Source organism: Kribbibacterium absianum (assembly GCF_030067705.1).
Taxonomy (GTDB): domain Bacteria; phylum Actinomycetota; class Coriobacteriia; order Coriobacteriales; family Atopobiaceae; genus Kribbibacterium; species Kribbibacterium absianum.
The window spans coordinates 226,428-248,319 of sequence record NZ_JASJEX010000002.1 but is presented as its reverse complement, the minus strand read 5'-3'; the positions used below and the strand labels follow the sequence as shown (position 1 = coordinate 248,319).

20 protein-coding genes and 2 tRNA genes are annotated in these 21,892 nt (G+C 66.9%); 4 read left to right on the top strand and 18 right to left on the bottom strand.

Translation table 11 applies throughout. From position 1 onward, the window contains the following. The 15 genes from QJ043_RS04105 to QJ043_RS04035 all read right to left on the bottom strand — a co-directional run bounded on the left by QJ043_RS04105 (position 1) and on the right by QJ043_RS04035 (position 16,895). Positions 1-1,110, bottom strand: a complete 1,110-nt coding sequence (locus tag QJ043_RS04105) for a hypothetical protein (protein WP_283713927.1) — start codon at positions 1,108-1,110, stop codon at positions 1-3. A gap of 276 nt (positions 1,111-1,386) precedes the next feature. Next, complete coding sequence (locus tag QJ043_RS04100; protein WP_283713928.1) at positions 1,387-2,064, bottom strand: NUDIX domain-containing protein; 678 nt, start codon at positions 2,062-2,064, stop codon at positions 1,387-1,389. 66 nt (positions 2,065-2,130) lie between these two features. Then, positions 2,131-3,411, bottom strand: coding sequence for a phosphoribosylamine--glycine ligase (gene purD / locus QJ043_RS04095; RefSeq protein WP_283713929.1), 1,281 nt, complete (start codon positions 3,409-3,411; stop codon positions 2,131-2,133). Positions 3,412-3,471: 60 nt separating this feature from the next. Next, positions 3,472-4,311 carry a DegV family protein gene (locus QJ043_RS04090; protein WP_283713930.1) on the bottom strand — a complete coding sequence of 280 codons (840 nt, stop codon included), beginning with the start codon at positions 4,309-4,311 and terminating at the stop codon, positions 3,472-3,474. A gap of 16 nt (positions 4,312-4,327) precedes the next feature. After that, entirely contained in the window at positions 4,328-5,632 is a 1,305-nt protein-coding gene (locus QJ043_RS04085) for an adenylosuccinate synthase (protein ID WP_283713931.1), read from the bottom strand. A gap of 164 nt (positions 5,633-5,796) precedes the next feature. Beyond that, a complete protein-coding gene (locus tag QJ043_RS04080; RefSeq protein WP_283713932.1) occupies positions 5,797-6,714 on the bottom strand; it encodes a HipA domain-containing protein in 918 nt (305 codons plus the stop codon). A 66-nt stretch (positions 6,715-6,780) separates the two neighbouring features. Next, a complete protein-coding gene (gene dnaB / locus QJ043_RS04075) occupies positions 6,781-8,160 on the bottom strand; it encodes a replicative DNA helicase (protein ID WP_283713933.1) in 1,380 nt (459 codons plus the stop codon). 423 nt (positions 8,161-8,583) lie between these two features. Beyond that, positions 8,584-9,132 carry a 50S ribosomal protein L9 gene (gene rplI, locus QJ043_RS04070; RefSeq protein ID WP_283713934.1) on the bottom strand — a complete coding sequence of 183 codons (549 nt, stop codon included), beginning with the start codon at positions 9,130-9,132 and terminating at the stop codon, positions 8,584-8,586. A 46-nt stretch (positions 9,133-9,178) separates the two neighbouring features. Further along, positions 9,179-10,273 (bottom strand): YybS family protein, encoded by a 1,095-nt coding sequence (locus QJ043_RS04065; protein WP_283713935.1) that lies wholly within the window; start codon positions 10,271-10,273, stop codon positions 9,179-9,181. Positions 10,274-10,296: 23 nt separating this feature from the next. Further along, a complete protein-coding gene (rpsR, locus tag QJ043_RS04060) occupies positions 10,297-10,563 on the bottom strand; it encodes a 30S ribosomal protein S18 (protein WP_283713936.1) in 267 nt (88 codons plus the stop codon). Between the two features lie 35 nt (positions 10,564-10,598). Next, positions 10,599-11,174 carry a single-stranded DNA-binding protein gene (locus QJ043_RS04055; RefSeq protein ID WP_283713937.1) on the bottom strand — a complete coding sequence of 192 codons (576 nt, stop codon included), beginning with the start codon at positions 11,172-11,174 and terminating at the stop codon, positions 10,599-10,601. A 45-nt stretch (positions 11,175-11,219) separates the two neighbouring features. Next, on the bottom strand, positions 11,220-11,513 hold the full coding sequence (gene rpsF / locus QJ043_RS04050) for a 30S ribosomal protein S6 (protein WP_283713938.1): 294 nt from the start codon (positions 11,511-11,513) through the stop codon (positions 11,220-11,222). 314 nt (positions 11,514-11,827) lie between these two features. Next, on the bottom strand, positions 11,828-13,615 hold the full coding sequence (locus tag QJ043_RS04045; protein ID WP_283713939.1) for a DUF4013 domain-containing protein: 1,788 nt from the start codon (positions 13,613-13,615) through the stop codon (positions 11,828-11,830). Between the two features lie 140 nt (positions 13,616-13,755). After that, the gene (locus QJ043_RS04040; protein WP_283713940.1) at positions 13,756-15,879 is read right to left on the bottom strand and encodes an acyltransferase family protein; all 2,124 of its coding nucleotides are present in this window, start codon (positions 15,877-15,879) and stop codon (positions 13,756-13,758) included. A gap of 86 nt (positions 15,880-15,965) precedes the next feature. After that, on the bottom strand, positions 15,966-16,895 hold the full coding sequence (locus QJ043_RS04035; RefSeq protein ID WP_283713941.1) for a trimeric intracellular cation channel family protein: 930 nt from the start codon (positions 16,893-16,895) through the stop codon (positions 15,966-15,968). Positions 16,896-17,014: 119 nt separating this feature from the next. On the opposite strand from QJ043_RS04035, the gene QJ043_RS04030 reads away from it, so the two are divergent. The 4 genes from QJ043_RS04030 (at position 17,015) to QJ043_RS04015 (ending at position 18,612) form a co-directional block, all read left to right on the top strand. Then, positions 17,015-17,105: transfer RNA gene (locus tag QJ043_RS04030), tRNA-Ser, on the top strand. Between the two features lie 40 nt (positions 17,106-17,145). Next, positions 17,146-17,236, top strand: a tRNA-Ser gene (locus tag QJ043_RS04025). 216 nt (positions 17,237-17,452) lie between these two features. Then, complete coding sequence (locus tag QJ043_RS04020) at positions 17,453-18,325, top strand: Fic family protein (protein ID WP_283713942.1); 873 nt, start codon at positions 17,453-17,455, stop codon at positions 18,323-18,325. Beyond that, the gene (locus tag QJ043_RS04015) at positions 18,322-18,612 is read left to right on the top strand and encodes a MarR family transcriptional regulator (protein ID WP_283713943.1); all 291 of its coding nucleotides are present in this window, start codon (positions 18,322-18,324) and stop codon (positions 18,610-18,612) included. The genes QJ043_RS04020 and QJ043_RS04015 overlap by 4 nt, the downstream gene beginning before the upstream one ends. A 130-nt stretch (positions 18,613-18,742) precedes the next feature. On the opposite strand, the gene typA is transcribed toward QJ043_RS04015, so the two are convergent. From typA to QJ043_RS04000, 3 genes are all read right to left on the bottom strand, one after another. Further along, positions 18,743-20,581: a translational GTPase TypA gene (gene typA, locus QJ043_RS04010; protein WP_283713944.1), complete on the bottom strand. Its 1,839-nt coding sequence runs from the start codon at positions 20,579-20,581 to the stop codon at positions 18,743-18,745. A gap of 94 nt (positions 20,582-20,675) precedes the next feature. After that, entirely contained in the window at positions 20,676-21,122 is a 447-nt protein-coding gene (locus QJ043_RS04005) for a hypothetical protein (RefSeq protein ID WP_283713945.1), read from the bottom strand. A gap of 218 nt (positions 21,123-21,340) precedes the next feature. Then, on the bottom strand, positions 21,341-21,874 hold the full coding sequence (locus QJ043_RS04000; protein WP_283713946.1) for a PTS cellobiose transporter subunit IIC: 534 nt from the start codon (positions 21,872-21,874) through the stop codon (positions 21,341-21,343). Between the last annotated feature and the right edge of the window lie 18 nt (positions 21,875-21,892).

The window sequence follows — 21,892 nt, the reverse complement described above, 5'->3', positions numbered from 1 at the left end:
CTAGCACGATACGGTTTTCCGAGGAGCCGAAGCGGCGATGAGGAGAAGCACCAGGGCTGCTCCTCCCGAGCCCAAAACGAGCGTGCACCCGAGGAAATCCACTCCCAAAGGGGCATAGGACACGGCATTGGCGTAGGTGAGAACCCCTGCGACCTGAAGCGGGTCCATGTACGAAAGCGGAACCCAGCGCACCCAGTCCTCAAGAGCGTGCGCAACCACATCCAGAGAAGAGGCCACGGGCACCAATGCGCCCAATCCGACGGACGCCAGAGCGGGGAGCCCGAAGGCACCCGCAGCGCTCATCAAAGCGCACAGGAAGACGTCCGCGAGGCATAGCCACGCGGTCAGCCGAAGCACCACGCCTCCGGCCGTGCTCTCCTCGATGCCGTCGCCCTGAATCCACACTGCGGGGTAGTCCGCATGGCCCCAGCCGTTGCACAAGCCCGCAACCAACAGTGCCAGAGCCAGCGACGCCGCCGACAGAAGACAAGCGATTCCCGCCATGGTGCAAAACGTGACCGCCGCCCCAGAGAGACGCGAACGGGGAGCCTGATTCCAGAGAGCCCCGCGCTTTTGCGCGTCCAAGACGAGAAACCCTACCACCAGGGCAGGCGCGAACCACAGCACGCCAGACACCAACGGGTAGGATGCGGCCACGAGAGGGGCCGCTGGGATCTCATCGGCCTGGTCGAAGAACACGGGGTCCGGGTATTCGGAGACCCGAATGAACGCGAGCGCGTTTGCCACACCGCCTAAATCGTCGACAACCCCCAGCTGGTAGAGGTCGAGGTACGCTCGCCAATAGTCCGCACCGGCTTGAATCAGCTCCGCCTCGGTGGAGGCCCTGCGAGCCCGGTTCACGGCATCCACCTGGTTCTCAAAGATGGAAACCGTTCCCGGATCGCTCTCGTACGCAAGGGCCGCCGCAAGGTTCGCTTCCGTCTGTTGGAGCAACTCACTGCTGAAGTAACCCAACACATCGGAACCGGACATGGCGAACTGCCCGGTAAGCGCTGGAAGAGCCAGGGCAGCGGCCAGCACAAAGGGCATCACATACACTAAGGGGTTCTTGAGCACGATGCGGGCTAAGTGCTTGATTCCGACGATCAACGGGCCACCTCGCTTCTGCTTTCTGATGATGACCTGATGATATGGACTGCTGTGGATTGGTTCTTCCTCGGGCGCCACAGTCTTTGCAACAAAAGAGCCACGGACGCAAACGAACGTGGGCGCGGCCGCAGAGCCGCACCCACAGATGAACCCGAACCCTTCTTCCGCCGTACCTGGTCGGGCTTAGTTCAAGAGGTGCAGAGCAATCGTCGCAACGAGCAACGAGGCCACAGCCGGTGATGGCCGTGGCCTCGGCAGGTCGACCGTTTGTGCCGGCTACTCCACCGGCCCCAAGCGCCGCGCGATGGCGTCCAGCGCCAGCGCGCCCACCACGGTCTTGGCGTCCTCGATGCGCCCGTCGAGCACCGCGTCGATCAGCTCACCGGTCGGCACGAGGTCCACGAAGAGGAACTCGTCCTCATCGGGATGGGCCGCTGCGAACGTGAGCCCCGTGGCCATGAAGATGTGGATTATCTCGTCGCAGAACCCGCAGCTGGTGACGATGGACGTGAGCTGCGCGATGTTCTCGGCCTCCATGCCGGTCTCCTCGCGGAGCTCGCGGCGGACGCACTCGAGCGGGTCCTCGCCGGGGTCGAGCTTGCCGGCCGGGATCTCCACCGTCACACGACCGAGCGCCGTGCGGTACTGGCGCACGACGCACACCTGGCCGTCGTTGGTGAGGGCGACCACGGCCGCCGCGCCCGGGTGCCGCACGATGTCGTGCACCGTTTGATGGCCGTTGGGCAGCTCCAGCTGCACCGCGCTCACGTTGAGGATGCGGCCTTGGTACTCGATGTCCTCGGCGAGGAACTTCTCCTCGAGCAGCTGGTCGCGCGGGTCGTCGCCCCCGAGCACCAGGTGCCGGCTGCGCGGCCCAACGGGACGGGTGTCGTCGTTGTCCGGGGACACGAAGTCGTCCTCCGCGGTGTAGGTGACGTCATCCTGGTCAGCCATGGTGCTCCTATCGATAGTGCAAGGCGGCGCGGCCCCGCGGGCGCGGCCGCCTGTCTCCGTGTGCCGTCACGCCATCGCGCGGGCGCCGATATCGCGGCGCAGCGTCTTGCCCTCGAAGTCGATCCTGTCGCAGGCAGCGTAGGCCTTCTCGCGCGCCTCGGCGAAGGTGGGACCCACGGCCGTCACGCAGAGGACACGGCCACCGGCCGTCAGCAGGTTGCCCTCCCCGTCCAGCGTGGTCCCCGCATGGTACACGGACACGCCGTCCATCGCCTCGGCGTCCGCGACCCCGGTGATGACCTTGCCCGTCTCGTACTTCCCGGGATAGCCCGCGCTCGCGAGCACCACGCCCACAGCCCAGCCGTCGTCCCAGCTCAGCGTCTCGGGGTCCAGCTCCCCGTTCGCGGCGTCCAGCAGCACGCGCCCCAGGTCGCCCCGGAAGCGTGGCAGCACCACCTCGGTCTCGGGATCGCCGAAGCGCGCGTTGAACTCCAGCACCTTGGGGCCGTCCTCGGTGAGCATGAAGCCGCCGTAGATGACGCCCCGGTAGTCGATGTCCATGTCGGCCAGCGTCGCCACCACGGCCTCGTTGGCCGCCTCCATGGCCGCGTGCTCCTCGGCCGTCACGAGAGGCACGGGGGAGTACACGCCCATGCCGCCGGTGTTGGGCCCTCGGTCGCCCTCGTAGGCGCGCTTGTGGTCCTGCGCGCACGCCAGGTGTGCCAGACGCGTGCCGTCCGTCACGGACAACAGGGAGCACTCCGGCCCTTCCAGGCACTCCTCGATCACCACGGTCGCGCCCGCCTCGCCGAAGGCCCCGCCGAAGCAGGCGCGCACGGCGTCCTCGGCCTCCTGCAGCGTTTGGGCCACCACCACGCCCTTGCCGGCGGCCAGGCCGTCGGCCTTCACCACGATCGGCGCCCCCACGGTGGCCAGGTACTCGAGCGCCGGCGCCTCCTCGGTGAAGGCCGCGTACTCGGCCGTGGGCACCCCGGCCCGCTCCATGACGGCCTTGGCGAAGGCCTTGGAGCCCTCCAGCTGCGCGCCGTCGGCGCTCGGGCCGAACACGGGCACACCGGCCGCACGGACCGCGTCGCCGACGCCGGCCACAAGCGGCGCCTCGGGGCCGATGACCACGAGGTCCACCTCGTTCTCAACGGCGAACGTCGCGACGGCCTCGCCGTCCTCGGCGTCCAGCGCGACGTTCGACCCCACGGCCGCCGTGCCGCCGTTGCCCGGCGCCACGAGCACCTCCGCCACCGACGGCGAGCCCGCCAAGGCGGCCGCCAGGGCGTGCTCGCGACCTCCCGAGCCCAGCACCAGCACCTTCAGTCCAGCGTTGCCCATGTCTCTGCCCTCTCGTCTCGTTGAATCGGCCGCGAGCCCCCGCTGCGGCCGTTTGTTCCGTCAGTGGCCGAGCACGCACCCCACGCCCCAGGCCGGGTCCTCCGCCAACGGCCCCGTCACGTACTTCATCGCCACATAGGCGACCGACGCGGACCCGGCACCCGCAGCGGCCGCGAGCGCCCCAGTCAGCGGGAGCGCACGCCGCTCGTTCAAGAGCCGCTCCACGTCGTCCTCTTGGCGTCCGAGCACAGCAAGGCTTCGCGGCGTGTCCACATAGGTGCCGAGGATCAAGAGGCGCCCGTCGCGCTCGCGGTCCAACCTCATCAGTCGAGACACGCGCCCGGCCGCCACCGAGGGGTCGGCAAAACGGCCGGCCGAGACCAGCGCGCCCGCCTCGTCGAAGGTCATAAGCGTTGAGAACCCGTGGCGCTTTGCCAGCGTCGCCTGGGCCGCCGCCACGAGGGACCGCTTGTGCCCGGTCCCTCCCCCGGGGGGCGCCAAAGTGAGCATTGTCAGGTGCCCGACCAGGGCAGAGGCGTAGGAGGCCGCGTCCTCGCGGTCCATGCCGGCCACGTTCCCGGACGCCAACACCTGGACCAACAGCGCTTCCCCGGCGCTCGTGCACTTGGAGTCCACGACGGTCACGCCGTCCAGGTCCTCCGCCGCCTCCAGGGCATGGCTGTGGGACCGCGACAACGCCGACGACGCCGTGACGCAGAGCACCTCGCGCCCTTCCCGGAGCAGGTGGGCGAAGAGGATCTTGTAGTCCTCCACGGCCGGGGCGCCGACGCGCACGCGCTTGCCCGAGCCAGCGCGGGTGAGGGCCACGAGCTGCACATCGTGGCTCGCGCACCAGTCCATCGGCAATCCCGAGGCGGCGTCCGTTACCAGCGCGAACATGGCGGGCGTCTCGGCTTTACAGGCTGCGGGGGCCGGCCGTCCAGTGGCGGTCGATGGTCTGCTCGCGGTCCGGGCCCACGCACACGATGGAGACGGGCACGCCGGAGAGCTGCTCGATGAGGTCCACGTAGTCCTTGGCCTCGCGCGGCAGCTCGTAGTAGTTGCGCACGTTCGAGATGTCGCACTTCCAGCCGGGCATCTCGATGTACACGGGCTCCGCCTTGTAGAAGACGGACTGGTGCTCCGGCACCGTGGTGTAGCGCACGCCGTCGCACTCGTAGGCGACGCACACCTTGATGGTGTCGAGGCACCCGAGCACGTCGAGCTTGGTGAGCGCGAGGTCCGTGAGGCCGTTCACCCGGGCGGCGTAGTTCACCACCACGGCGTCGTACCAGCCGCACCGGCGCTTGCGCCCCGTGGTCACGCCGTACTCGTGGCCCACCTCGCAGAGCAGCTCGCCCACCTCGTCGCCCTGCGGCAGCTCCGTCGGGAACGGGCCGGAGCCCACGCGCGTGAGGTAGGCCTTGGCGATGCCCACGACGCGGTCGATGTTCTTGGGCCCGACGCCCGATCCGGTGATGGCGCCGCCGGCGGTGCAGTTGGAACTCGTCACAAAGGGATAGGTGCCGAAGTCGATGTCGAGCATCGTGGCCTGCGACCCCTCGAAGAGGATGTTCTTGCCCTCGTCGATGGCCTCGTTGAGGTACTTGGAGCTCTCGATGATGTAGGGCTTCAGACGCTCGGCATAGGGCAGGTAGGTCTCGCAGATCTGGTCCACGGTGTAGGTGGGCATCCCGTAGATGAGCTCCAGGATGGGGTTCTTCTCGAGCAGCGCGGTCTCGAGCTTCTGGCGGAAGATCTTCTCGTCGAGCATGTCCTGCATACGGAGGCCGATGCGCGCGGCCTTGTCGCTGTAGCAGGGCCCGACGCCGCGCCGGGTGGTGCCGATGAGGTTCTTGCCGAGGCGACGCTCGTTGGCCCCGTCGAGGTCCTTGTGGTAGGGCATCACGATGTGCGCGTTGCCCGAGATCTTGAGGTTGGAGTAATCGATGCCCTGGGCGTCCAGCTGGGCGAACTCCTCGAGCACCACGGACGGGTCCACGATGCACCCGTTGCCGATCACCGGCACGACCTCGTCATAGACCACGCCGGACGGGATTTGGTGCAGCGCCAGCTTGTGGCCGTTCGCGATCACCGTGTGTCCGGCGTTCGCGCCGCCCTGGCAGCGGCAGACGATGTCGTACTCGCCGGAGATGAGGTCGGTGACCTTGCCCTTGCCCTCGTCGCCCCACTGCGTGCCCACAAGAATCGTCGATCCCATGACGCTCCCCTATGCATTGTCTTGAGCCAAGCGACATCTCAGTATACGGGAGCCTGCGCCCCATGGGCCCAAAGGCGCCCGAAGCCATGGCGAGGCCGCATCGGCGCGGAGCGTCGCGGCTCGTGGGCCCGTGCGCGAGGGCGCCACCTGCGCTGCCCATGGCCTCACACCAACGGCCGCAGCCCCTCGTCAAAACGCTTCTCAATAAGGCGCAGGTTGGCCTCGCGCACCGGTTCTGACATCACGCGCCAGCCGTAGGCCTCGCTGGGCAGGCTCATGAACAGCCGCTCGACCGCGCCGAAGTCGAATGCCGCGGCCACCCGAGCCATCGCCGCCCTCAGGTCCGGGTTCGCGCTCTCGGCCATGTACGCGAAGGGATGGATGTGGTGCGGCCTCCCGTCGTCCCCCATCAACACATAGGCCGACACATTGGTGCCGAAGGCGTCCTCGTCCAGAGCCTGTGGGTCGGTGCGTCGCCCAAAGGCATCATCGGCGCGCTTGGGGAACAGACAGCTTCCGTTGTCGTACACGGGAGCCAGCTCGTACGCCCCATCGCGCAGGAGCACGCCCCAGTTTCCGTTGTTGCGGTCGGGGTTCTTGATAAGGGCGTCCACCACGAACATGTCCCAGAAGCGCTCGCGAACCCCCGGCACGTGTGCCAGGACGGGAGCCGTGTCGATGGTGGCCAGCACATCGGACAGATAGACCACCTCGCCGTCCGATGGGGAGCCGTGGAAGCCCTCCTGGTCGTCGTCCATCGTGGTCTTGACCTTGGAGAACTCGAAGAGCCGGCTGCCGTCCGCCGTGAAGTCCCGGCAGGCGCACACGATCTTTCCGCCGCGATACCCGAGATGGGTCTCGTGGGCCGGAATCCCCAACAAGCTGTAGATGTGCGAGCCCACGTACTCGGAAACGGGCGACGAGGTGTAGGAGGGCAGGTTCTTGCCCGTCAGGTCCCGCGTGGTGCGCGGGTACTTGGCGATCCATGGGGCACCATCGATAAGGATGCCGTCCTTGCGGCCGGCTCGTCCGCCGTACATGAGCAGCGACGGCTCGTTGTCCCGCAGGTCCCAGACGTCCATGAGCGCCCTCCTTGTGCCTGATTGTACGCGAGGGATGGAGCGCCCGGACGTCGCCTGCGGCGCGCCCTAACCCATGTCGTCGTAGCGCGTGTCCAGCTCCATGAACTTCGTCGACTCCTTGAGGAACGCCATCTCGATGGTGCCCACCGGGCCGGAACGGTTCTTGGCCACGATGAACTCGGTGACGCCCTCGTCCGGCCGGTCGCTGCGCTCCGCCTCCTCGGGGGTGGACGAACGGTCCAGCAGGATGACGATGTCGGCGTCCTGCTCGATGGCGCCGGACTCGCGAAGGTCGGAGAGCTGGGGGCGCTTGCCGGTGCGCGCCTCAGACTGACGGGAGAGCTGGGACAGGGCCACGACCGGCACCCCCAGGTCCTTGGCCATGATCTTGATGCCACGGCTCATCTCGGAGACCTCGGTGGCGCGGGAGTCGGCGCGGCGGCTGGGCGGCGGGCTCACGAGCTGCAGGTAGTCGAGGATGATGAGCCCGTTCTCCTTGTGGTTGAGCATGCGGCGCGCCTTGGCGCGCACCTCGGTGATCGTGGTGCCCGGGGTGTCGTCGATGAGCAGGTCGAGCTTGGAGAGGTCCTCGGTGGCCCGCTCCAGCTCCGCCCACTCCTCGCGCTTGATGCGGGCCGAGCGAATCGCCTGGAGGTCCACCTGTGCCCGCGCGGACATCAGGCGCTGGGCGATCTCGGTCGCGCTCATCTCCAATGAGAAGAACACCACGGACGCCCCCTCCTCGGCGGCCTGCACGGCGAGGTTGAGCGCGAAGGACGTCTTGCCCACGCCCGGGCGTGCGCCGACGACCACCATCTGGCCCGCACGCAGGCCGAGGAGCTTCTCGTCCAGCCGCGGGAAGCCGGTCTTGACGCCGAGCATGTGCTCGCCGCTCCGCGCCTGGTCCTGGATCTCCTGGTAGAGGCCCTTCATCGCGTCTTGGATCGTGATGTAGCTGGAGCGGATGTCGCGGTTGGTCACCGAGAGGATCATGCGCTCGGCAGAGTCGATGACCTCTTTCGTGTCCTCCGGGGCGTCGAAGGCGAGGGCGGAGACCCGGGCCGAGGCCATGATCATCTGGCGCAGCGTGGAGTCGCGGCGCAGCATGTCCGCGTGGTGCCGCCAGGACGCGAGCGCGAAGGAGTCGGAGCCCAGCTCCGTGAGGTAGGCGCGCCCGCCGACCTCGTCCAGACGCTTATGGGAGGCGAGACGGTCCGCCAGCGAGATTGGGTCGATGGGCTTGCCCTCGTCGAACATGTCCCGCAGCGTCGCGTAGATGGTCTGGTTGCGGGGCAGGTAGAAGTCGCTGTCCTCGAGGTCCACCAGGCACTCTTGGAGCACCTCCGGCGAGAGGATCATGGCCGAGAGGACCGATTTCTCGGCCTCGAGGTCCTGGGGCATTTTGGGGGCGGACGCGGACGCGTCCGCTGCGGGCACCTTGGGCATCGTTCCTCCTCGACGGGCTCGTGTATCCTAGCGCAACGGCTGAGGCGTCACTTTGATCATTGATGCGTTTTCTGCTGTCGACACTGGTGTGTTTGCGGCTCATCGCCGCGTGTTCTGGGGGTTTGGGGCTTATGAACGTTTTCAACACATCTCGCAGGCGCTCGAGCGGTAGTTTTCGACAATCACGATAGGTTGGTTCGCGCTCGGAGGGGGCCGTTCCCGATATGTCGCCGTCTACCTGCATGTTTGTAAGTGCTCACGCATTATCGCAGGTAGATGGCTCATTTGGTTGCACAAATTGGCAGAAAAAACCGCCCGTCACCACTTGACGGGCGGTTCGTCTTAGTGTTTCCGCTGGTACCCGCTTCGTTGGGCTTTCAGCGGAATCATCGCTGACGTGTCGAAAGCGTCCTGGCGTGACCGCTAGGCGACCGGCTCCTCGGCAGGCGTGTCCTCGACGGTGAGCTCCGCCTCGGTGGCCGGCTGCTCGTCCGCAGGAACCTCGGCATCGCCCTCGGGCAGGTCCTCGGGGGCACCCACCTGGACACCGATGGTGGCGAAGATGTTGCGGTACAGGCTCACGACGACCTGGTGCAGACCGGCGGTCTTGATCGGCTTGTGGATCTCGATGCGCTTGCGGTCCACCTCGATGCCGTACTGCTCCTTGAGGGCATCGCCGACCATCGTGTTGGTGACGGAGCCGAACAGCTGACCCTCGTCGCCGATCTTCACGTCGATGACGACGACCTTGCCCTCGAGCTGGTCGCGCATGGCCTCGGCGTCCTTGATGCGCTGGGCCTCGCGCTCGGCGATCTTGTGCCGGCGCTCCTCGAGCTGCTTGATGTTGCCCGGGGTGGCGGGCAGCGCGATGCGGTTGGGGAACAGGTAGTTCTCCGCATAGCCCTGAGCGACGTCGATGACGTCGCCCTCGCCGCCCTTGCCCCTGAGCTCGCTCAGAAGAATGACTTTCATGGGACAGACTCCTTTAGATGTGCCGGCTCGCGCCGGCTCTCTTGCTTCATGCCTTCGTACCCTCGGGCCTCCCGCTGCGGGGAAGCTTGCGGAAGTTGGCCCAGAAATCCACCAGGCCGAGAAGGCTCACCACTAGGAACGACGCCTCCAGGTCCACGGCCAGGAACAGCACGAGGAACCGGACCAGACAGCCGAAGCGGTGCGCGCTCAGCCACCAGGTCACCACCCCGAAGCCCTGGACCATGAACACGAACCGGACGGCCATGAGGGTGCAGAGCCCCGCCGAGAGCAGGCAGGAGCCGAGCGCCCCCAGGAACCCCAGCGACCCGACACCCACGAGTGCCACGCCGACGATCAGCACGATGACCGACCACCGGGGAGCCTCGAAGGAGGCCATGCGCCACGGCTGCTTCGAGCCCGGCACCAGGTCGCTCAGCCACGCGCCGGCGTGCGCGCACAGCACGTTGAGGCCGCCGAGCACGAAGTAATAGAAGGGCCAGAGCAGAAGCAGGAGCCCTTCCAGGGACCGGAGCTGGGCAGCGACGTCGAGCGAGGTGCCGCTGACGGTGGCGCTCACCACGGCGTCGATCATCGACCGCGCCGCAGTGACCGGGCTCACCCCCGCGAGCAGTGCCGAGACGCTGGACAGGACGAGATACGCGACCGTCGCCACGGCGGCGATGAGGTACCCAGTGCCCGCGCTGGCCCGCTCGCGAATCACGAGCCTCGCCACGACCCACGAGAGCGCGACGTCCACCACGGCCTCGAGAAGGAACACGAGGCCGAGGCCGCCTAGCCACGCGCCGATCGCGGCACCGCCCACGGACGCCAACACGCACCACAGGATCTGCTGGCGCGAAAGGACCCGCCGAGGTGCGCTGACAGGCACGCCAGCGCCGTTGCGGCCACCAAGGGCCGCCCCGGCGCCGAAGGCCACCATCGCACAGCCGATGAGCGTGAAGAAGCCCAGCGCCGCACCGCCCAGGAGGCACCACACGAGCGCGACGGTGAAGGGGTCGCGCCCTGCGCGGTGCTCCTGCGTGTCGGAGCCGTACGGGACAATCGAGCGGCCGGGGTCGTCCTCGGTCGCGTCCCGGTGCCATGGGTTATGGCGGGGGTCCGTCGGGCGCTGGTCAGCCATAGCGTCGTCCTTGTGCGCGACCGCTAGTCGCGGTTGCGGCGCCCGCCGCGGTTGGACACCACGGGGACGGTGTAGGGCAGCAGCGCCATGATGCGGGCGCGCTTAATGGCGTTGGCAATGTCGTGCTGGTGCTGCGTGCACGCGCCGGTGACGCGGCGCGGCTTGATCTTGCCGCGGTCCGTCATGTACTTGCGGAGAAGCTGCGTGTCCTTGTAGTCGATGAACTCGACGTCGTCCTTGCAGAACTGGCAGTACTTGCGACGCGGCTGACGCTGATAATCAGTGGCCATGTCTATAAGAACCTTTCACGGTACGGGTCAATCCCCTAGAAGGGGATGTCGTCTACGGGAACGTCGGCCATAGGAGGAACCGAGGCGACCGGGGCTGCAGGCTCCTGCGTCGCCGTCTGCGGGGCGCCCTGCGGCGCATAGGAGGGGGCGGGCGCCGCGTAGTTCCGCTGCGGCTGCTGGCCTCCGTAGTTGGGAGCCTGCGCCGGCAGCCCCTGCGAGGCCTGAGGAGCGGGCTGTTGGGACTGCGGCTGCTGGTACGCGCCCTGCTGGCCGTCGCCCCGGCCGCTCATGAACTCGAGGTCGTCAACGACCACCTCGACCTTCGAGCGCTTCTGCTGGCTCTGCTGGTCCGTCCAGCTGCGCCAGCGCAGCTTGCCCTCGATGGCGACCTTCATTCCCTTGTGGAGGTAGCGGCTCAGGGCCTCCGCGCGCTTGCCGAACACGACGCAGTCGATGTAGTTGGGCCGGTCCTCCCACTGATTGGTCTGCTGGTTGAACCAGCGGTCGTTCACAGCCACGCCCAAGTTGAGGACCTGGCTGCCGGTGCTCGTCGCTTTGAGCTCCGGGTCGCGGGTGAGGTTTCCGGTGATCGTCACGCGGTTGATGCTCATCTGTGCTCACTGCCTTCCCGGTGGCGCTACGCCACCCTTCCATGGTTACTCGTGGTCCGGACGACGGACGATCATGTGGCGCTTGATGGCATCGTTGATGCGGCACACACGGTCGAGCTCGGCGATCTGGTCGGGGTCAGCGTGGAAGTTGATGAGGGTGTAGTCGCCCTCGGTGAGCTTGTCGATCTCGTAGGCGAGCTTGCGCTTGCCCCAGTTGTCGACGTTGTCGATGGTCCCGCCGTTCTCGGTGATCGCGGTGTCGATGCGCGCCATGGCGCCAGCACGAACCTCGTCGGTGACGGTCGGGTCGACGATGAACAGAATCTCGTAAGCCTTCATTGAGTTCACCTCCTCTGGACCTAGGGCCCCGAGACGTGAAGGGTGCGCTCGGGGCAGGAAGCAATCAGCGTTTGATAGTAGCACAGGCGCCTCCCCGCTCCGGAAACTGCACAACCTCTGCGACGCCCCGACCCGCGTGTCGTCAGGTCGCTCCACGGTACGGGGGACGTCTGGCCCACCAGTGCACCGCGTCTGACCACAGAAGGGCCAGCTTTCTCAGTGAGAAAGCTGGCCCTCGAGCGTTCAGGTGCTATTCGATTGCGTGCCTTATTTCGAGGAACCCCTCAGGAATCCCCGGTTTCTCCATGGCGGGACTAGCACTTGTCCTCGTGGAGCGGATCCGGCTCGCTGCCGGTGGCCTCGGACGGCGCCAGGTACTTGGGCACCGGCTGGCCGTCGGCGGGCTGGACCTTGGGGGCTTGCGTGGGGTCGTCCTGCTCGACGTCCTCCTGGATGAGCTCCTCCTCCGCGGCCGTCGCGGAGTCGTCGGTGCCCACCTCGTAGGCCTCGGCCACGCGCACGTCGGCGCCCTGGTAGATGTCCTCCACCGTCGGCGGCGTCACGCCGTTGTCAGAAGTGGTCGCGGGCGCCTCGGTGGGCTTGGGCTCGTAGTCCAGATGGTCCACGGCGTCGTCCTTCGGCTCGACGACGGCGCGGGTCTCGGCCACGCGGGTCGCCGCGTCGTCGTACATCTCGGCCTGGGTCGGGACGGTAACCGGAGTCTGGGCCACGTTGTCGGGCTTGTCGGCCAGGTCCTCACCGGCCACCTCCGCCGCAGCGTTCGCCTCGGAGTCGCCGAGCGCCACCTCCGGCACCATCGAGACGTCGCGCGGCACGGCCTCCTCGTAGACTTCGTGGATGGTCGGCGGCGTGACCCCGTTGTCCGGGGACGTGGCGGGCGCCTCAGTGGGGTCGGGCGTGTACTCCAGGTGGTCCACGGCATCCGGCTTGGGCTCCACGTAGTTGCGAACGGTGGCGACCTTCACGGACGCCTCGTTGTAAATCTCATCCGGCGTCGGGGCGACGACGTTCTCATCGTCAGCGGGCTTGAAATCCATTGCGGCCTCCTCGGTTGATTGCTCTGGAGGCTGATACCCACTCGGTGCCGGGGACTGTGGTGCCGGCTCCTGGGCCTCCGAAGAAACCACGGGGTCCGATGAGACGAGCGGCGTCACGATGGGCTGCGAACCGGGCGCGACCGGAACGTCCGGCGCAGGGGGCTGGGTCGTCTCGCGCGGCTGCGCCGGCGCGACAGACGCCGCGGTCTGCTCGGGGGCAGGCGCCGAGCCCGAATCCGGCAGCGGGTCCGAAGGGCTGCCCCACGCCGGCAGGTCGAACTGGCGCACCCAGAGGCCCATGGCGTTGACCGTCAGAAGGTTCGTGGCGACCGACACGACGTTCGTCAGGAAGACCATCAGCACCAACAGGGGGAGGCCCCAGGAGAGCACGTCAGACAGCAGCCACGCCAACAGGTAGTAAGGGGGCTCGCCGTACGCGAACGCCCACCGCAGCTCCATGATCGCCGGAGCCAGCGCCGACAGGGACCCGATGACGAACACCAGGGACACGGCCACCTGCACGAGGCCACCGAGCAGCGCGATGCCGAGGATGTGCATGAGGCCGCCGAAGTCGCGCTTGCACATGTCGAGGACCTGGGAGAACCCGAAGCCCGGGCCGATCTTCTCGTAGATGACGGCGCGCAGCTCGGCCACCATCACCACCATCGAGAGAAGCACCACGCCAACGGTCACAGCGAGCGTCAGGATCGCGCCGACGGCGCCCATGTAGCCGAAGAGCCAATCGAGGAAGCCGTTGGCGAGGGCGATCACAAGGAACCACACAAGGCCCACAACCGTCGCTCGCCATCCGACCGCGAAGCACCCGCCCACGTCCACGTTCTTTTGCTTGGGGGCGGAGTCGATGCCCCAGGCGGTCAGGCGCGCCCAGTCCCAGCAGTAGCCGGCCATGGCAATGGGGCCGGCAATCGGGACGAACAGGCACAGCGCCAGCACCAGCACCGGTTTGATCCAGCCGGAGTCCTGGGTCATCATGACCCACGAGCGGGAGAGGTAGCGGCCGGGCTCGAATTGGACGTCGTTCACGAGGCCTCCTTTCGCGGCGGTGCCTCGATGTGAGGGCGCCGGTCCGTGTGGCGACAGTTACGCAATCCTACCCCAGAGCCCGACCTGTCCCTTAGGGGAGTGGCTCGCGTGCCTCCGGATCACCGCGCACGCGGCGCGCGTTAGGCCGATTCCCCGTCGCTCGGCGTCGTCCAGCTCTCGTACATCGTGGCCTCGTTGTCCTCAGCGCTCTGGAAGTCCATGGCGCCCTCGGGCAGCTGCACGGCAACACCGTCGGCGATGAGGCTCGTGTAGACCTGGGCGCCCAGCTCCGAGAGGTGCGTGCCGTCGCCGTCGAAGTACTCGTCATGGCCCTCGCTGGCGGCGTGCCAGTCGATGACCCGGACGTTCTCGTAGCGGCTCGCGGCGTCTCGCATGGCTTGGTTGGAGGCAGTGGGGTCGAACTCGCTCGTCCTGAGCGTCACGAACCAGATGCCGGTGTCGGGACCCACTGCCTGCACGGCGGCATCGATGTTCTCCGCCTTCGGGGCACCGTTGGTGCCGAGGGCAAAGACCACGACGTTCCCGACCTGCCCGGAGGCCGCGAGCGACTGGTAGATCTCGACGCCCTGGGCGAGGCGCCGGTTCTTCTTGGCGTCGATGTAGCCGGAGGGGAAGGCCTTCTGGGCGTAAGGCACCGGGCGAATGGACACCGAGTCGCCGATCCACACCACGTTGTAGGCGCCCTCGGGCACCGGCTTGTTCACGAGCGCCTCGTCGAAGGCCCGCTGCGAGTCCGTGCGCGAGTCCGTGGCCAGGTACGTGTTGTCGCCCCCCTCGGCCTCGGCGGCGCTCGAGGGCGCCTCGGCTTCGGCGGTGGGAGCGGACTCGTTGGCCTCGGTCTTGGCTGCGGGCCCGGACCCGCTGGTCACGGCCTCATCGGATCCCGAGAGCAGCGCCGCCCCCTCCTTGGAGAGGACCGACGTGTCGGGCACAAAGGCGAAGCCGCACAACGCGACCAGGGCACAGGCACCGACGGCAAGGACCACCGGTTGCAGGCGCCCCAGGGTCGCGAGCGGCGCAGGCAGTGTGGGACGCTGGGAACGCCCGGAGGAGCTTCGCTCGCGGCTCGTGGCGGGCTGACGCGAGCCCTCGGGTCGCTGCGGACCGTTGGGCCGGCGGCGAGCGACCGGGCGCGGCGCCCTCCAGAAGCGGAACGTGCCCGTCCGGATGGGCTGCTCGACGAGGCGGTACGAGGCCTCCGCCACCAGACCGATCACGACGGCCAGCACCACGGGGTGCCACCAGGGCAGGTCCGAGGCCGCGTTCTGGGGGGTCATCAACAGGGCGAGCGGATAGTGCCAGAGATAGATGCCATAGGACCGCGTGCCCACCCACAGAAGCGGCTTGAGAGAGAAGACGCGGGCCACCAAGCCGCCGCCCGGCTCGACGAGGCCGACGATGGCCGCGGCCGAGAGAATGGATGCGAGCAAGAAGCCCCCGTAATAGAGGAAGGGGCCGGTGCCTTCGCAGAGCACCACGAACAGCACAAGGCCACCGATACCGAGAAGCGCGAGGCCGTCACAGACCGCCGGGGTCAGGCGCCTGTCTCGGCGGTTGGCGCTCACGACGGCCAGGGCCACGCCGATGAGCAGGGAGAACGCCCGGGTGTCGGTGCCGTAATAGACGCGAGTGGGGTCGGCCGCCGGGTCGTAGAGCACGGCCATCGCCACGATCGACGCCAGAGCGAGGACGAGGACCCCGCCGGCGAGCTGGCGCCGAGATGCCCCGAACCGCAATGCGAGGAACAGGCAGACCGGGAGCACGAGGTAGAACTGCTCCTCGATCGCGAGCGACCAGAAGTGCGTGAGCGGCGACGGGCCGCCGATGTTGTCGAAGTACGAGGCGTCGTTGGCGATCTGCCACCAGTTGTTGAAGAAGAAGAGCGAGGGCAGCACGTCGGGCCGCATCTTCGTCAACAGGGCGTGGTTGAAGAGGGTGCAGAGCGTCGCCGTGACGAGGACCACGAGCACGATGGCCGGCATCAGGCGCTTGACGCGCTTGATATAGAAGGACTTGAAATCGAGGGTGCCGGTGCGCGCGTATTCCTTGAGCAGCAGCTTGGTGATCAGGTAACCGGAGATCACGAAGAAGACGGTGACGCCGATGAGGCCGCCCTGCGTGGACGGCACCCCCAAGTGGTAGAGCACCACCGCGAGCACGGCAAACGCGCGCAGACCGTCGAGCGCGGGCATGTAGCCGGACGAGCGGGCAGCGGTGCGATGTCCGGGAGCGGTTTGGGGCACGGCACCTCCGAATTGGGGGACTGAACGCGTTCTGAACCAAGAAGTCATACCAGAAGAACGCACAGGGGTGCTGCGAGTCGAGTGCTTCACATGGAATCGTCGCTGCTCTCGGCGCTGCGCTCTGATTCGGGCGTGAAGACCGCCTCGGCCGAGCCGGTGGCCTGGCTACTCTCCTTCTCGAGGCGCTCCGCTTCGAGCTGCTCCTTCACCTCTTGCACGATCTCGTTCTTGAACGCGGCGCGATAGGCCTTGATACGGCGGTTGTCCTGAAGGGTCACGTCCCGGGGGTTGAGCACCGGACGAGGCTTCCGGGAGCCGATGATCCCCTTTTCCTGCAGATAGTGAACCAGCTTGGGCGTGAAGTCCACATCGGCGGGCGTGACTATGTTGAACTCGATGGAGGCCCAGCGGAGGCCGAGCACCACGATCACGCACGCGAGGCACGCGGCCCATTTTGCGATGCCCGCATAGACCAGGAGCCAGTAGACGCAGGAGCCGCCGAGGGCACAGAGCGCATAGAGGTTGCCGGGGCGGAAGATCTGGGGCACGTCGCCGAGGAACGTGTCGCGGAGCATGCCGCCGCCGACGCCAGTCATGAGACCCATGAAGACGGCGGGGAGGAACGCGAGGCCGTAGACGATGGCCTTGTCGGTGCCCGAGGCGGCGAAGAGGGCCACGGAGAGCATGTCGGACGCGGCCGTGATTTTGTCGAGGCGCCGGGACCTGAAGATGCCGGAAAAGAAGAACACGAAGGCGGAGGCGACGAGCGACGCCGCGATGGCCGACGGGTTCCGGAGCATGTAGACGTTGCCCACCTGCATGATGATGTCGCGGATGAGGCCGCCGCCGAGACCGCAGAGAAACCCAAGGCCGAGGGCTCCGAGCAGGTCCAGTTTGCGCTCGGCCGCCGTGAGGGCACCGAAGGAGGAGCCCACGAGCACGGCGGCGATGTCGATCCACACGGGCAGTGCCAAGGAGACGGACTCAGGGTTCATCTGCGTGAAGATTAATCCCACGGTCGCTCCTCTCCCGGTCCGGACATGATCAGCCTAGCCCATGTGGAGAGCCCGGCGCGGGTGCTTTTCTTGACGCGCGGGCGAGCTTCTGTGGTACTCTTGCCCCTGCAGTCACCAATGGAGAGTTGTCCGAGCGGCTGAAGGAGCACGATTGGAAATCGTGTAGGCGGTAACCCCGTCTCCCGGGTTCAAATCCCGGACTCTCCGCCAGTACTTCACGCGGCGCCCTCGGGCGCCGCTTCCCCATAACGGAGGGGTGGCAGAGTGGTTGATTGCGGCGGTCTCGAAAACCGTTTACGTGCTCCGCACGTACGAGGGTTCGAATCCCTCCTCCTCCGCCAGCTATGACAAAGGCCCCGGGCGTCGCGCTCGGGGCCTTTTTGTTTGGGCGGTCCACGTTCTCTAACGCCGATTGTCGGCCGATTCTCGGCGTTAGGAATCCGTAGCCCCGTCTAACGACGGCTCGCCGATGTTAGAACGGGCCCGAGGATTCTAACGACGGTTTTCGACCCTTTTTCGGCATTAGAGGTGCCCTGAGCGACCGGAGAGGAGCCACCATGCACGTGGACAAGAGCAGGCAAGGCTACACGCGCAAGAACCTGTCCGGCGTCTCTGCCTACGAGTCCTTTGTGCCGACGCCCCTTCAGGAGCTTGGGCCTCTGAAGCTCGATGACGCCACCGTGCGCCTGCTCACCACCTGCGCGCGCAAGATCGGCGAGGTGGAGGGCATGGCGCGCTTCGTGCCCAGCGCGGACATGTACCTGACCATGTACGTGCGCAAGGAGGCGTTGCTCTCTTCCCAGATCGAAGGGACCCAATGCACCTTTGACGACATCCTCGACCCCGAGCGGGGCGAGGCAGAGGAGGTCGGGGAGGTCGTGCGCTACGTGGCCGCCTCCGATCGCGCCGTGGAGCTGATAGGGTCGCTCCCCCTCTCCACCCGCTTCTTCCGGGAGGTGCACCGGGTGTTGCTTGAGGGCGTGCGGGGCCAGGACAAGTCGCCAGGCGAGGTTCGCACGTCGCAAAACTGGATTGGCAGCGGAGCGAGCACCATTGCCCATGCTCCCTACGTGCCGCCAAACCCCGAGGACATGCAGCAGTCCCTTCGCGACCTGGAGGAGTTCATCAACGGGCCCACCGAGATGGATCCCATCGTGAGGGCGGCGCTCATCCACTACCAGTTCGAGACCATCCACCCCTTCTTGGACGGCAACGGGCGCATGGGGCGGTTGCTCATCACCCTCTCGCTCATGAACGACGGTGTGCTCACCAAACCGATCCTTTACCCCTCCTACCAGCTGAAACTGCAACGCGCCGACTACTCTATCGGCACCTCATGGACGTGCGCCTCAACGGGGACTACGAGGGCTGGGTGCGGTTCTTCTGCGAGAGCATCACGGCCTCCGCAGAGGACGCCGAGCGTTCCATGACGGCATTGGTGCGACTCAAGGAGACCAACGAGGGACGCGTGCGCGGCCTCGGAATCTCCGCCGCCAACGCCCTGCAGCTGCTGGCGCTCCTCGAGGGCCACCCCATCGTGAGCATCGGCTTTGTGACCAAGAAGCTGGGCGTGAGCCGGTCGACCGCGAGCGGGCTCGTGCAGCGGTTCGTGGACTTGGGCATCTTGGTGCAGCGCGGTGAGAAACAGCGCTATCGCACCTTTGCCTACGAGGACTATCTGGCGATCCTTCGCGAGGACGCGGAGCCACTGGAATAGGGTCGCGAACGAGACCGTCACGCCCCATCATCCGATCGGTGGGACGATCTTGTCTCTTTGATCTGTCTCACGGCAGAATCTCAGGCACCGTCGAGAAGGCCCCGGGCGTCGCGCTCGGGGCCTTTTTCGCCTACTTCTTCACGACGCCGCGACGGACGTTGTCCTTCTTGCGGTCGATCGCGTTCAAGATGCGCTTGCGCATGCGGATGTTCTTGGGCGTCACTTCCACCAGCTCGTCGTCCATGATGTACTCGAGCGCCTCTTCCAGCGTGAACTCGCGCGGCGGCGTGAGCTGCACGGCGATGTCCGCAGTCGAGGAGCGCTGGTTGCCCAGCGACTTCGTGCGCGCGATGTTCACCACCATGTCGCCCGGCTTGGACCGCTCGCCCACGAGCATGCCCTCGTAGCACTCGGTGCCCGGGCCCACGAACATCTGCCCGCGCTCCTGCAGCGTGCCGAGCGCGTAGCCCACGGCCTTCTCGGTGGACATGGAGATCATCGCGCCGTTGGGGCGCACGCCCAGCTCGCCGGCGTAGGGGCCGTACTCGGAGAACGTGTGGTAGAACACGCCCTCGCCGTGGGTGACGTTCAGGATGCGGTTCTTGAGGCCCATGATGCCGCGGGTCGGGATCTTGAACTCCAGGTGCGTGATGGTCTCGCCGGCATGCATCGAGACGAGCGTGCCGCCGGACTCGCCGAAGACCTCGATGACCTTGCCCGAGTACTCGTTGGGGCACTCGACCACGGCCAGCTCCACCGGCTCCAGCTTGTGGCCGCGCTCGTCCTCCTTGAAGAGCACGCGCGGACGACCCACCTGGAACTCGAAGCCCTCGCGGCGCATGCTCTCCATCAGCACCGAGAGGTGCAGGATGCCGCGGCCGGACACCTCGATGCCGGTCTTGTCGGGCAGCTCCTCGATGCGCATGGTCACGTTGTTCTCGGCCTCGCGCATCAGGCGCTCCTTGAGCTGGCGACCGCCGACGATGTCGCCGTCGCGGCCCACGAGCGGGCTGGTGGAAGGCTCGAAGACCACGGCGAGCGTCGGCGGGTCGATCTCGATGGGGTCCAGCTCCACAGGGTTCTCGGGGTCGGTGTAGACGTCGCCGATGTCGGTGCGATCGATGCCCACAACGGCGCCGATGTCGCCGGCGCGGATCTCGTCGCACTCGGTGCGGCCGAGGTAGTCGAAGGTGTAGAGCTGCTTGGCCTGCGCCATCGCACGGGAGCCGTCGTTCTTGACCACGAGGATCTTCTCGCCGGTGTGGATCGTGCCGGAGTACACGCGGCCGATGCCGATGCGCCCCACGTAGCTGGAGTGGTCCACGGTCACGCACTGCATGGCGAGAGGGCCGTCCGGGTCGCAGTCCGGCGCGGGCAGGCAGTCCACGATCATGTCGAGCAGCGGGAACATGTCGTCGTTGTCGTCGGCGGGGTCGAGGCGGGCGAAGCCGTTGACGGCGCTCGCGTAGACCACGTGCTCCATCGCGAACTCGAGCTGGTCGTCGGTGGCGCCGAGGTCCATCATCAGGTCGAGCGAGTCGTTCACGACCTCTTCCGGGCGCGCGCCGGGGCGGTCGATCTTGTTGACCACGATCATGATGGCAAGCCCGGCGTCGATGGCGTGGCGCAGCACGAAGCGCGTCTGGGGCATCGGGCCCTCGAAGGCGTCCACGAGCAGGAGCGCCGAGTCGGCCATGCGCAGCACGCGCTCCACCTCGCCGCCGAAGTCGGCGTGGCCCGGGGTGTCAATGACGTTGATCTTGATGCCCTTGTACTCGATGGAGATGTTCTTGGCCAGGATCGTGATGCCGCGCTCGCGCTCCTGGTCGTTGGAGTCGAGCACGCGGTCCTCCACCTGCTGGTTGGCCCGGAAGGCGTCGGTGGCGCGCAAGAGCTTGTCGACCAGCGTGGTCTTGCCGTGGTCGACATGGGCGATGATGGCGACGTTTCGCAGGTTCTCTTGCAGCATGGGGCTCTCTTTCCGAACGATCATGTGAGCGGGGCTCATGGCTCGCGGCGCTTTATACCCGCGCGGCGTGCGGAGCATCTCTATAGGGGACTTCTCAGAGCAACGGGTCGAGCTCTCCCGCCGGGGCCGGGTCGGTCCAGCGGAGGCGGTCGCCTCGACCGATGCCCTGCAGTTCCAGGTGCGCGGAGTAGTCGGTCTGGTTGCCGCGCTCACCGAACTCGACGATGAGGGCGTCCGCGTAGCCGCTGCCGAGGTCGACGGCGCCCTGGTAGGCCAGCGCGTAGCAGCGCGGCGCGCCGACCCCGTCCTGCTTCTTGGCGCCACGGCCAAGATCCGCGACCCATTGGCGCGCGCCATCGAGGCACTCCTCGGGGGAGTCTTCCTCGAAGGAGCAGGTGAAACGGGTGCGGTCGTCGTCCAGCACGGTGGCCACGACGCCCTCCAGGGGCCCTGCGGCCAGCACGTCGAGCGCCTCGCCGATAAGGTCGCAGGTCAACATGTCGAGGTCGGCCGATACCTGGCCTTGCGGCTCGCGCGCCATGACGCCTCCTTTGCACGACCCTTGAGGATAGACCCGCGCACGGCTCCGCACGGCCCCACTCCCTCAGATCCACAAGGACGCTGGCCAGCTGCAAAGTGAGACAGATCAAAGAGACAGAACTGTCTCACTCAGCCCGATGGGACACTTTCGTCTCTTTAGATTGTCTCACCCGGCATGAAAAAGCGCCCCGGAGGGCGCTGAGGGGCGGAGCCGTGGGGCTAGGCCGCAGCGGCGGTTCCGGCATCGTCCTTGCCCTGCGTGCTCGGTGTGATCCAGAACTTGAGCACCGGGAAGCTCACGATGACGGCGAGCACCGTGTTCACCACAGAGGCGACGGTGGCGGCAAGCTCGGCGCCCATGCCCCAGCCGATGCACCAGCTGGTCACGTAGCCTGGTAGCACCAGGTTCACGACCACGATCAGCACGGCGAGCACGGCGTACTTGGGCGCGGCGGTGGAGAAGCTGGCGTCGCTCTTGAACACGAACTTCATCTGCACGAAGAAGTTCACCACCTGGGCCAGCACCTCGGCCAACAGGAAGGTCAGAAAGCCGCCGAGGCCGTTGGAGCCGTCGCTCGTGTAGTTGAAGATCAAAAACGAGAACGGCTGCGTCATGGCCAGTGCGTTCACAAAGATCGCGGTGCCCACCCACGTGACGACGAAGCGCGTGGCGGTCGAGATGTTGGACAGAACATTGAACTTGATGAACTCCCAGAGGCTCTGGTGCTCTTCGGTCCAGGTTTTGAAGCTCATGGGGCGGCCTTTCTACGC